Source organism: Streptococcus orisratti DSM 15617, assembly GCF_000380105.1.
GTDB classification, from domain to species: domain Bacteria; phylum Bacillota; class Bacilli; order Lactobacillales; family Streptococcaceae; genus Streptococcus; species Streptococcus orisratti.
On the sequence record NZ_KB904458.1, the window covers coordinates 35,384 to 47,277 of the forward strand.

Consider the following 11,894-nt stretch of genomic DNA (forward strand, 5'->3'; position numbering starts at 1 on the left):
ATTTTGTTCGCCTTTCAGATTTATTCAACTAAATTCTAACATAAGAAAAAGCAAAGTTCAACATTTTACAGACTTTTTTCTTAAAAGAAAATAAAAACGTCCGTAAAATACGAACGTTTATTTCTGCGATAGACGGCTATACAAATACTCCATTATTTCTTCCATCGTCATCATATCCTCAACATCCTCATCCGGAATATCCAAACCAAATTCATCCTCTAAGCTAATGATAAATTCCATCAAAGAAATTGAATCCACTCCTAAATCATCCTGTAAGGTTGTTGAAGGTTTAATATCTAATTCTGGCTTATGAAGTTGTTCTTTTATGATGATAACAATACGTTCAAAAATAGCTTCTTTTGTCATATTCCCTCCTAATCTACCTTTTTCGGGGTAAATTCATCTACAAGCTGACCCACTACATTCGTCTGAAGCATCGTACGGACCTGTTTAAGAGTATAGTAGACAGATTTTGCATCACTTGATCCGTGACATTTAACTACTGGAGCCTTAAGCCCAAAGAGAACGGCACCTCCTGCACTGGTATAATCTAAAGTATTTTTCAGACGATACAAGCTATCTTTCAAGAATAAGGCACCAAGTTTGGCTATTAGACCACCTTCTTTAATGGAAGTTTTGAGACTACCCATTAAGTTTAAAGCTGTTCCTTCCATTGTCTTAAGTACAGCGTTTCCCGTGAAACCATCAGCAACCACTACATCAGCAACACCATTCATAAGATCACGCGCTTCCACATTCCCCACAAAGTTCAGGGAAGTATCTGCTGCCAATAAAGCATACGTCTCCTTGCGTAGGGGGTCTCCTTTTGTATCTTCTGTACCATTGTTGAGCAGGCCAACACGCGGCCTGTCAATATTGCGCACATTTTTAGCATAAAAAGATCCTAGCACAGCATATTGATGGAGATGAGTAGCTGTATTTTCAGCATTAGCTCCTAAATCCAACATATCGTAGCCCTTACCATCAAGTGTTGGTAGCGTAGACATAAGTCCAGGTCTGTCAACACCTTTTATACGCCCAACAACAAAGAGACCTGCTGCTAACAAAGCACCTGTATTGCCTGCCGAAACAACAGCATCAGCCTGTCCTTCTTTGACAGCTTGAGCACCCAGCACCATGCTAGCTTTTTTCTTACGACGAATAGCCTTTGCTGGCTCATCATCAGAGTTAATCTTCTCATCTGTATGGATGATGCTAACACGTTCTGTCGCCGTTAGATACTGCTTAATTTTTGCCTCATCACCATAAAGTTGAATTTCAATGTCTGGAAAAGCAGCCAAGGCTTGATTGACACCTTCTACCACTGCCTGAGGGGCGTGGTCCCCACCCATAGCATCTACTGCAATAATTTTCATATCAAACTTCCTTACTTAATGAATTAATGGCTTTATTATAGCACGAATCTGGAATTTTTTCATTTTTTGAAAAATTGCAGAGCTTTTTAATGATTTGACCGAAGAACTATTCTCTAAGATAGGGAATTCGTATCCCCTTTTTCTCCTTTTACAAAGAAGAGACCAAGAGCAAGTAAAAGTACTGCCACAAAGGTCATACAGAGAAAAGCACGATTCAACCCTTGAATTTGTCCCATCAAACTGTTAGCTGTAGCTAAGGTACTCATCAAACTCACAAAAACAGCTGATCCAATGGCACCACCAACAGTACGAAGAGAGGTTAATAGAGCGGTCCCATCTGCTGTAAACTGGGAAGCGATATGACTAGTTCCCCAAGTCACTAAAGGCATCATGAGACAACCAATGGCAATTGAGCGAACAACATTGTAGAAAGCGGGTAACCAAAGAGGAGTTGCACTTGAAATATAAAACATCCCCAATGTGGAAATAACAAGACAAATTAACCCCAATAATAATAAAGGTTTAATCCCTAATCTATCAAAAATTCTTCCAGCAAAGGGGCTGACAATTGCCATCGCCAGTGAGCCAGGAAGCACCACAAAACTTGATATTGTAGCTGAATAACCAAGCAAACTTTGAACATATAAAGGCATAATAACAGATGATCCCATCATCACCATATAGAGTAAAATAGAAGCACAAACGCTAACTGTGAAAGCCTTACTCTTGAAAACTCTAATATTAAGAAAGGCTCTTTCTAAATCAAGTTGCCTGTAAGTAAAAGCTACCCCAGATACAATTCCTAAAAAAATGAGGCCGACGACTTGGAAACTCCAGAAAACTACTGTGCCATAATTCCCAATTCCCAGTGTCAAACCTGCAAATGCTAAACTACTAAGTAAAAAAGAGGGAATATCAAAGGATTGTTTTGAAACTGAAAGAACATTGTTAAAAATAAGCAAAGCAAATAAAGTTGACGCAGCAATGACAATTGCCGTTAGACCAAAAATGGCGCGCCATCCAATACTATCAACAATCAAGCCAGATAGTGTCGGAGCCAAGACAGGAGCTGCACTAATTGAGAGACCATACCAGCCCATGATACCTCACGTTTTTCTGGTGGATAAATCGTGAGCAAGACAACCTGAGCCATTGATGTCATAATACCATTTCCAATAGCTTGCAAGGCTCGAGCTGCCATTAAGATAGGAAAGGTAGGTGCAAAAAAGGCAATAAGGACGCCTAAAAGAAAAATCCCCAACGAAAAAAGATAAAGACGCTTTGTGGGAATAGTATTAATCAAAAAAGCCAACAAAGGCATGGCAATTGCCATAACCAATGAATAACCGCTTGTGAGCCACTACCCCAATAATTGCGTGATAGATCGGTTAAAATTGAGGGTAAGGCTTGTTGTAAGAGCTGTCGACATAATAGTTGCTGAAATACAAGAAACCACCAAGCTAAGAAAAATTAAAGTACATTTTTTAGAATCTAAAGTATTATCCATGTGAAAGTCCCTTTCAAAATTGATAATATAAGTATAGCAAGCAGGGAATTACTGAACCACGACAAATTTTAGTAATTTTGTCGGAATCTGGAAAAAATCTAGTTTTTTCGGTAAACTAACACTAAAAAGATACGAGGTATTTACAGTGGCTGAGTCTGCTAAAATAAAATTACAACAAGCACTTATTCTTCTCTTGGATGAAAAAGAATTTGAACGTATTTCTGTCAGTCAAATTTGTAAAGAAGCTGGTGTCCACCGTTCTACTTTCTACAGTTACTATGACAACCAAATAGATTTGCTAGAGGATGCTTATCAATACCTCACTAGCCTTTTCAGATCTGAATTCAAGCACTATCAAACAAATTATAAGTCAGATGAAAAGGCAGACTTAGTGGGAGATGCCTATCTTGTTCCATATCTAACCTTTGTAAAAGATCACCAAAAAATCTACCGTATTTATCTCAGTCATGAGCACGATTTCCAACATAAAGATCGTTTTGACAGTCTTGTCGCTACTATTTTTACTCCCCGATTTCATGCTCACGGTGTTACAGACCCTATACGTATCGCTTACATGGTTAGCTTTTTCATGGCAGGTATCACTCAGATTATTTCCCGCTGGTTGCGTAACGACTGCACAGAGCCAATTGAAGAAATAGTTGATATTATCCAAACTTGTATTCCTAAGGAGAATAAATGACTACTAGCAAGCTGAAAACAAAACAAGACCCCTTATCGAAATCCAATTTTTTAAAACCATCATGGAAACTAATTGTCCTATTACTGATAATTATTTTTGTTCTTTCTTATTTAGGAACAATGGTCTTTGAAGAAGACAGCATGTTCGCCTATATCACGAACACACTTTCCGGTATTGGAACTGCCTATTTTGTCATCTGTTTTATTTATTGGATTAGCCTCAAAAAACGAAAAGTAGCTTTCTTGCAAAACCCTTGGCTAACCAGTAGCCTGTCTATTTTAACAGGACTTGCTACTAATCTGATTTACTGCTTGGCAATGATTGCTGTTGGTAGTTACAATCACTCTCCTTGGTACTTTACTGTCGCTCTTTACCATGCTATCTTAGCATTGCAAAAATCTTTTCTTGGTTACTCTTTCCGTAAACATCGCGAGGATTTATCACGTGCTTGGCGTACCTATCGGTTAGTGGCTTATCTCATTTCTGCTGTTTCGTTTGCCCTGGTGGCAACAATTATTTTAGTCATTAGCCAAAAATATCATCTCAATAGTGGCACTAATTACGCTATTGCTATGGCAGTCTATACTTTTACCATTGCTATCACATCTTTTATCAATACTATCCAATCCCGAAAATTAAAACACCCACTATTAGTCGCAAGTCGATATGTCAGTCTCACTTCTTCCCTTTTTTCTGTTTTTACGCTTCAAACCATTATGCTTCAGACATTTAACACTAAAAATGAGTTAGATTGGACCACAACATCACTTATAACAGGTATTGCCATTTTTCTTATTATCAATGTCCTCGCTTTACTAATGATTAATCAAGCACAAAAAAATCTTAAAAAAATGAGTTCGTAAGAACTCAAGAGATCAAAAAATTCGTATTTGTATTCCAGCATTCGTACTGGAATATAAACACGAACTCTAATAAATGAATCTGAGCTATTTACTCAGGTTCTTTTTAATTTTTCAAACCAACAGCAACTGGAATAATGCCGATAATTAAGATAAGACCAATGAAACCAAGGATAACCCCAAGGACAAAATTTCCAGCTGTGACTAAGGCAAATCCTCCACCAAATACTAACAAGGCAAAGACACAGTAAAGAACTTTTGCTGTCAACTTAAGATCTAAGTTTGGTGCTCCTTTTCCTGATAATCGTCTCTGAAGAATCCATGATACGACAACTAAAACAAGCCCTAAAATAGATAAAGGCATTCCCAGTGATGGCATTCCCCACTCTGGCAGTGTATAAAGGCACATTCCTAAAGCCAAAACAAGCAAACTAACCGTATAAGCAATCAACACAATAAAATCTCTTTTTTTCATCTTTCATTCTCTTTCTCTAATATAAAATCTGGAAAAGTTAAAAACAAATGTTTTGTTTTATCTTTACTCTTATTTACCTACTTTGATAATATGTAAGCTATTTAACAACGTGTTTGGCATGAGCATCATGCTTGGCTTTTGACCGTTCTTTAGATGCTATTGCTGAAACTTGTAGACGTGCCTTAGCTTCCTCAAGCGTTTCATTATCTTTGGTAAAAATTTCCCAATAAATTTATCTGATACTATGGTGAAACTATTTACGGCTGCCGTCTCTGTTACTTTATACCCATTAACAACTGTTTTTTCAACAACTTTATGGGCATTGACAACTTTTTCTGCTATTTTTTCATTTGCTTCTATAAGTGACATCAAGCAAACCTCCTTCTCTTTATGCTATCAGTATAACCAATGCAACCAGAAGTTTGAACGACAAGTTTGGTAAAAAGTGTCGGATTAAACGAAAAAACCTTCACAATAGTAAAGGCTTTCTCACTTCTTCATAATGTCTCCCCATTTTCCCAGATCGTTAATAAATTTTTTACTTTTAAGATGCAAACCAACGTAGTTCTCATACAAATCATCAATAAACTGGCGTAGTTTCTTTTTCATTTCAGGTTTTATGGAAATGCTTTGTAATTCTTCAAAAGAAATATTCTGAAAACGATCCAAAAGATACGGAACATTGGGATCTAAGTGACTACGATGTTGATCTTTTTCATAATGTTGCGGGCAAAGCAAGCCCGAGTACTTATGAGAAAAGTCAAAGGGCAAGCCCACACGGTGACAAAAGACACAGTCATGAAAATTCAGATTGACACCAAATCGTTCCAATAGTTGAATTTCAAAGATATTGGTCAGGATTTCATAATCAAGCCCCTGATCCATTAATTCCAAAGTTTTTCTCAAAAAAACAAAGAGTTGAGGATCCGACACAGCATCTACAAGTGCCGCATCTGCCAAGGCGACGACATAGGAAGCATAAGATAGAGTAAATAAATCTGCATTAATCTTCTTATAAACCTCCACATCCCTATAATCTTCAATATAGGACAGTCCATCATCATTAATTTTCAGAATAAAATCGGCAACTGTCAATGGTTGAATGACCGAAGACAGTTTTGACTTTCCTGCATGTTTCACGAAAAACATTCGCTTTCCAGCTGTTTCTGTAAAAATCTTTACCAATTTATCATCTTCACGATAATTTCGATTATAGAGAATCAGTCCACTTGTTTCTCTAATTTGCATGATCTTCCATAAATGCTTTTAGGCGGTCCATAGCCGTGCTGATAGTTTCCATGCTGGCCGCATAAGACAGACGCACGTAGCCTTCCCCATATTTCCCAAAAGCTACGCCTGGAATGAAAGCGACAGCCTTTTCACGAGCAAAATCCTGACAGAATTTGAACGAATCCTGCTCATATCCTGCTGGAATTTTAGCAAAAATATAGAAAGCACCATCTGGTTTGATAATCTTAAAACCAAGTGCAGACATCTTATCAATAATATAATCACGACGTTTAATATATTCTGCTCTCATTGGTAAAGCATCATCTTTACCAGTTGATAATGCTTCAATTGCAGCAAACTGAGCCATAGTTGCTGCAGCTGTTACCAAATACTGATGACTCTTAATCAGCTGCGCTGTAAAGTTAGCTGGAGCAAAGATTAAACCGATTCGCCAGCCGGTCATAGCATGTGATTTGGATAGTCCATTGATAAGAATAGTCTGTTCTGGTAGATATTCAGCAATGGAGACATGCGGGGCAGGGCTGTAGGTCAACTCAGAGTAAACCTCGTCAGATACCACAAAGACTTCATATTTCTTGAGCACCTCTGCCAAACCCTTAATTTGTTCCCGTGAATAGGTCACACCAGTTGGATTGGTTGGATAATTTAAGAGAACAGCCTTTACCTTATCTCCTTGCTCAATAATAGCTTTTTCCAACATATCAGGGGTCAAGACAAAATCATTGGCTGTTGTATCAATTTCCACAATTGATGCACCAACAAGATTGGCAATAGGTTCGTAACCCGGGTAAGCTGGAGCAGGAAGTAAAACAGTATCTCCAGGTTCCAAAATAGCAGTTAAAGTTGCTGATAAAGCTTCAGTTGCACCGATTGTCACTAAAATTTGATTATCGGGATCGTAACTAAGATTGTACTTATCACGAACAAAAGCTGCCGCAGCCTTCCGCAATTCAAGTAGGCCAGCCATCCCAGTATAATGTGACTGATTAGCATCAATGGCTGCTTTTGCCGCTTCCTTAACATGATCAGGAGTCGTAAAATCAGGTTCTCCTAAAGTTAATTTCATAATTCCTGGAACATCAGAAATTGATTGATCAAATTGGCGGATCAAAGAAACTTCGATTTGATCTAAATTTTTATTAAAACGATTGACTAAATTCATATTATCACCTCAAAGATTAAGTAACTCTATTATACACAAAATTCTGACAATTACCAGTCCTTTTGTGATTTATCCACAGAGGAAATCCGCAAAAACTTATGCACTTGTGGATAAGTTCTTATCCCTAACTTCCCAATACTCAACCAAAATCAAAAATAACAAACTTATAACTATCATCACGAATCATACCCTTTTACCGTGACAAAAGATTCCATCAATCGTGTAATTGTTCATTTTTGAATATATCCAATCACTTCCAGGTAGCTATTTCTGATTTTTAATCAGTATAAATCATACCCACCAAACAGATAAGTTAAGATAAGACTTCGTTTTGGATTGATTTATTAATTTTTTACCTTTACAAAACAGATAATATGATGGGAATTTTACAGAGCACTTATAAATAGACTATAAACCTCATCACAAAAAAGAGCAACCCCAGAGTCGCTCCTTTTCAATATTAACCAATTTTTCCAATTTCAAACAACGGTGACAATGGACGCTTCTCATGAATACGGATAATAGCTTCCGCAATCAAATCAGCGATTGAAATCTGTTCAATCTTATCAATCAAACGCTCTTCAGGAAGATAAATAGTATCCAAAACGATTAATTTTTCAATAGCTGACTTTTGAATATTGTCTAGTGCAGGCCCTGAAAGAACTGGGTGTGTACAGGAAGCATAAACAGCTGTCGCACCCGCTTCTGCCAAAGCATCTGCTGCATGACAAATTGTTCCAGCCGTATCAATCATGTCATCAATCAGAATACACTTTTTCCCTTTTACATTACCAATAATATTCATCACCTCGGAAGTGTTCATTTTTGTCACACTACGTCGCTTATCAATAATAGCAATTGGTGTTTGGAGGAATTGTGCTAACTTACGTGCACGTGTAACACCACCATGGTCAGGACTAACAACAACGACATCATCTCCAACTAACCCGTGACGATCAAAATAATCCGCAATCAATGGTGCCCCCATCAAATGATCAACAGGAATATCAAAGAAACCTTGAATTTGTGCCGCATGAAGATCTACTGTCAATAGACGATCAACACCTGCAACTTCAAGCATATTTGCAACCAATTTAGATGTGATCGGTTCACGTGAACGCGCCTTACGGTCTTGACGAGCGTAGCCGTAGTAAGGCATAACAACACTAATTTTTTCAGCACTGGCACGCTTGAGGGCATCCACCATAATTAAAATTTCCATCAGGTTATCATTAACCGGTGAACTCGTTGATTGCAAAATGAAAACATGATGTCCTCGAATAGACTCCTCAATGTTAACTTGAATCTCACCATCAGAAAACTGACGAACAGTTGATTTACCAAGTTGGATGCCCATTGTATCAGCAACTCTTTGTGCCAATTCTTTGTTTGAAGAGAGGGCAAACAATTTTAAATCAGAATAAGACATGATTTCCTCCAAAGTTTTAATCCTATACCATTTTAACGTTTTTTGAGCATTTTTTCAATGAAAATAAAATGATTTAAACTCAAAACGACGAGGTTTTAGCCTCGTCGTTTGATATTATTGGTAAATAAAGTAATGTGATCCTGATGAATTAACATTAAAAGTACCACGATAATTTCCGATAGACATATTACCAGCATAATTTGATTCCATGACAGTAATATTTGAACCAGATACTGATGTTACATAAGCAACGTGACCATAACCACCACCATCATATGGCCAAACAATAACTGCACCAACAGCGGGAGTTGAGCCTGTTGAATGACCAGCAGCTACAGCACTAGCACCCCATTGATTAGCATTTCCCCAGTTGTTACCAACCCAGCTAGCTAATGACTTGACACCCCAAGTACATTGACCTACAGGATAAGTATTTCCTGAAGTCGAATATGAAACTGTAGTAGCCGCTGTCGTAGTTGATTGAGTCACAGTTGGTGAGCTAGTAGTTGACGAAGCGGTTGACTGTGTTGAGGAAGTATTAGCTTGAGCAGATGATTCTGCTTGCACACTCGGTGTTTGAACCGTTGTTGTTTCAGTAGTAACAGTTTCTTGTGCTTGTACTGCTGCTTGAGCTGCTGCAACTGATTCTGCTTGAGCTTTAGCTTCCGCCTCTGCTTGAGCCTTAGCTGCTGCTTCCGCTGCTGCTGCTTGGCGTGCAGCTTCTTCTGCTGCTGCTTTTTGAGAAACAAGATTTGCTCTCTCTTCTTCCGCAGTAGCCAATTGAGATGCCAATTCTAATTGTGCAACTTGTAATTCTGCTTGCTTAGTTGTTAAAGCAGCTTTATTATCAGCTAAGATTGCTGAGTTTTCAGCGACTGTATTAATTGCTTTTTGATTTTCTGCTTGTTTTTCCTCAATAGAAGCCTTGTCAGCCTTTTGTTGAGCCAACATTTTTTCATTTGCAGAAACAACTTCACGGATAGCCACAACACGGTTAATCGCATCAGACACAGATTTAGAGTTTAAAAGCGTGTTGATATAACTGGTAGCAGTCCCTGATTTTTGAGCACTACGCGCCTGTTTTTTAAGCGAATCATTACGTGCAACAATTTTGCTTGATAATGCTTGAATTTCTTCATTAAGCTTTTGTGACTCAGCTTCCAATTTAGCATTTTCAGCTTCTAATTCAGCTTGCTGATCTTCAAGAGAAGAAACTTGGGTTTGAATAGAAGAAACCTGAGCTTGGGCTGCAGCTTGATCAGCCGTAAGATTTGAAATTACAGCATCTTTAGCAGAGATTTGACTATCAAAATCATCCGCACTAACTTGTGTAGCAACAGTTCCAAGTGTAACACCACTTACCAAAACTGCTGATAAAATTCTTTTTTTCATATATATAAAACGACTCCTTTTCGATAAGACATTTATTATTTTACCAAAAAATTAAACTGTTAACATTACGCAATTATTACAATTCCATTTTGAAAGCGTAAACTACTTGTCTAAAAAGATTTTTTTTAACCCATTACGCGCTATTAGAAACAAAAATGAGTTAAAAACAAGCGATGGAGCAATTGAAAAAGTAACATAATTCATTAAGTCAAAATTAGTAATATTATAAAAAACAGCTAAAAAATATGTTAGCAAGTCAACTAAGAACAATAAAATGATAAAAATGAATAAACTTGGAAAAAAGGATTCTAAAAATACATAGGAAATCTTTCTTGCTAACATAAAAAAGGCAAATAATATCAATAACATGATACCAAAATGGTTAAGATAATAAAAATCATACAAAATTCCTAAAATAAGAATAATGCTAACGGAAATTATCTTTTTTCTCCCACTAGAATAAAATAAGGCTGCTAATAAAAACAAATGGGAAGTGATGAAAATTTTATTTTCCGTCAAAATACTGGCTAAAAAAGACACTTGTCCATCAATCAGCATTAGAAAAAAAAGTAACAGACCTAAGAAAAATTCATTTTTCAACAAACGCATTTAATCACCTACAATTGTTACAAACCTAACTGCATCAAAGTTAACTTTTGGTGTCACATAAATTTTCCGATTAAGTGTATCTGATGCATCATCAACCTTACTAACATTCCCTACTATAACATCACTTACACTTTCTCCATCTAACCCACTTGTTAAAACTTGGGCATTTGCCTCAATCTTTTCAGAAGAATTTACTTGAGAAACAACATATTGACTAGTGGATTTATCAAAAGAGGTTAATAACCCGTAAATGAAAGAGTTACCCGTAGAAATTTTAACTGGAATATTAATTTTTTCGCTAGAAGATAGTAACTCTACATTAGAAGACTGAGAGGAAACAGAGGAAATTTTCCCAATTAATCCTCCATTAGAAGTAACTAACATTCCGCTCTTAACACCATAGCTACTTCCAACACCAACAACTAAACTATCGTACCATGAAACAGGACTTCTTACAATCACTTGTGCGATCAAATTAACAGGATTTGTGAAAGAATCAGAAGTAGAAATTTCAGCCTTTAAAGCTTCATTTTCATCCATTACACGTTGTAACTCTTCTTGTTGATTTTCTAAATCGGATATTTCTGATTTTAACTCTTCATTCTCTTTATAAGTATCCAACAACTCCTTTACATCATCACCTATAGAGAGAGCAAAGCGAAAAGGAGTAGAAAGAATATTATCAACTTTGGATATTATTCCACTAACAGGCGAAGAAAGATTCCCCAAGAAAGAAGGATTTCGGAAAAAGAAAAAAATAAGCATTACTCCAAAAATAGAAATCATAACTAAGAAAAAAAGAATACGATAAAATCTCGTTTGCTTCATGTGCCACCCAAACTTTATAAAAAATAGTAGTAAAATTAAAATACTACCTAGCCAAATCAAGAAAAAAGTAAAAATAAAACGAGATATCAAAAGATAATCTCGTTTTCACATAGACGGAGAATAAGGGATTCGAACCCTTGCGCCAGTTACCCGACCTAACGATTTAGCAAACCGTCCTCTTCAGCCTCTTGAGTAATTCTCCACTCTATTTATGGGCACAAGTGGACTCGAACCACCGACCTCACGCTTATCAGGCGTGCGCTCTAACCAGCTGAGCTATGCGCCCAAAAATTTTTGGGATAAAT

Annotated in this window: 14 protein-coding genes and 2 tRNA genes; 2 read left to right on the plus strand and 14 right to left on the minus strand. The window is 37.0% G+C overall.

Annotated elements, in window-relative coordinates; all coding sequences use genetic code 11:
* Positions 1 to 117: 117 nt before the first annotated feature.
* The 4 genes from A3I7_RS0103775 to A3I7_RS14725 all read right to left on the minus strand — a co-directional run bounded on the left by A3I7_RS0103775 (position 118) and on the right by A3I7_RS14725 (position 2,709).
* Entirely contained in the window at positions 118 to 366 is a 249-nt protein-coding gene (locus A3I7_RS0103775) for an acyl carrier protein (protein WP_018375452.1), read from the minus strand.
* A gap of 8 nt (positions 367 to 374) precedes the next feature.
* Positions 375 to 1,376: a phosphate acyltransferase PlsX gene (gene plsX, locus A3I7_RS0103780; RefSeq protein ID WP_018375453.1), complete on the minus strand. Its 1,002-nt coding sequence runs from the start codon at positions 1,374 to 1,376 to the stop codon at positions 375 to 377.
* 113 nt (positions 1,377 to 1,489) lie between these two features.
* Positions 1,490 to 2,476 carry an MFS transporter gene (locus A3I7_RS13100; protein WP_281166546.1) on the minus strand — a complete coding sequence of 329 codons (987 nt, stop codon included), beginning with the start codon at positions 2,474 to 2,476 and terminating at the stop codon, positions 1,490 to 1,492.
* A complete protein-coding gene (locus tag A3I7_RS14725) occupies positions 2,413 to 2,709 on the minus strand; it encodes an MFS transporter (protein WP_281166547.1) in 297 nt (98 codons plus the stop codon). The genes A3I7_RS13100 and A3I7_RS14725 overlap by 64 nt, the downstream gene beginning before the upstream one ends.
* Before the next feature lie 319 nt (positions 2,710 to 3,028).
* On the opposite strand from A3I7_RS14725, the gene A3I7_RS0103790 reads away from it, so the two are divergent.
* Together A3I7_RS0103790 and A3I7_RS0103795 are read left to right on the plus strand one after the other, a co-directional pair.
* A complete protein-coding gene (locus A3I7_RS0103790) occupies positions 3,029 to 3,583 on the plus strand; it encodes a TetR/AcrR family transcriptional regulator (protein ID WP_018375454.1) in 555 nt (184 codons plus the stop codon).
* Positions 3,580 to 4,446 (plus strand): hypothetical protein, encoded by an 867-nt coding sequence (locus tag A3I7_RS0103795; RefSeq protein WP_018375455.1) that lies wholly within the window; start codon positions 3,580 to 3,582, stop codon positions 4,444 to 4,446. Before A3I7_RS0103790 ends, A3I7_RS0103795 begins: the two co-directional genes overlap by 4 nt.
* 103 nt (positions 4,447 to 4,549) lie before the next feature.
* Here the strand turns inward: A3I7_RS0103795 and A3I7_RS0103800 are convergent, their stop codons facing one another.
* The 10 genes from A3I7_RS0103800 to A3I7_RS0103845 form a co-directional block, all read right to left on the minus strand.
* The gene (locus tag A3I7_RS0103800) at positions 4,550 to 4,918 is read right to left on the minus strand and encodes a hypothetical protein (protein WP_018375456.1); all 369 of its coding nucleotides are present in this window, start codon (positions 4,916 to 4,918) and stop codon (positions 4,550 to 4,552) included.
* Positions 4,919 to 5,074: 156 nt separating this feature from the next.
* Positions 5,075 to 5,287: a hypothetical protein gene (locus A3I7_RS13105; RefSeq protein ID WP_245538836.1), complete on the minus strand. Its 213-nt coding sequence runs from the start codon at positions 5,285 to 5,287 to the stop codon at positions 5,075 to 5,077.
* Positions 5,288 to 5,407: 120 nt separating this feature from the next.
* A complete protein-coding gene (recO, locus tag A3I7_RS0103810; RefSeq protein ID WP_018375457.1) occupies positions 5,408 to 6,166 on the minus strand; it encodes a DNA repair protein RecO in 759 nt (252 codons plus the stop codon).
* Positions 6,156 to 7,331, minus strand: a complete 1,176-nt coding sequence (locus tag A3I7_RS0103815) for a pyridoxal phosphate-dependent aminotransferase (RefSeq protein WP_018375458.1) — start codon at positions 7,329 to 7,331, stop codon at positions 6,156 to 6,158. Before A3I7_RS0103815 ends, recO begins: the two co-directional genes overlap by 11 nt.
* Positions 7,332 to 7,791: 460 nt before the next feature.
* Positions 7,792 to 8,760 (minus strand): ribose-phosphate diphosphokinase, encoded by a 969-nt coding sequence (locus tag A3I7_RS0103820; protein WP_018375459.1) that lies wholly within the window; start codon positions 8,758 to 8,760, stop codon positions 7,792 to 7,794.
* A 114-nt stretch (positions 8,761 to 8,874) separates the two neighbouring features.
* Entirely contained in the window at positions 8,875 to 10,152 is a 1,278-nt protein-coding gene (pcsB, locus tag A3I7_RS0103825) for a peptidoglycan hydrolase PcsB (RefSeq protein WP_018375460.1), read from the minus strand.
* A 102-nt stretch (positions 10,153 to 10,254) separates the two neighbouring features.
* Positions 10,255 to 10,761: a rod shape-determining protein MreD gene (gene mreD / locus A3I7_RS0103830; protein WP_018375461.1), complete on the minus strand. Its 507-nt coding sequence runs from the start codon at positions 10,759 to 10,761 to the stop codon at positions 10,255 to 10,257.
* Complete coding sequence (mreC, locus tag A3I7_RS0103835) at positions 10,762 to 11,589, minus strand: rod shape-determining protein MreC (RefSeq protein ID WP_018375462.1); 828 nt, start codon at positions 11,587 to 11,589, stop codon at positions 10,762 to 10,764.
* 114 nt (positions 11,590 to 11,703) lie between these two features.
* A tRNA-Ser gene (locus tag A3I7_RS0103840) sits at positions 11,704 to 11,791 on the minus strand.
* Between the two features lie 10 nt (positions 11,792 to 11,801).
* A tRNA-Ile gene (locus tag A3I7_RS0103845) sits at positions 11,802 to 11,875 on the minus strand.
* Positions 11,876 to 11,894 lie beyond the last annotated feature (19 nt).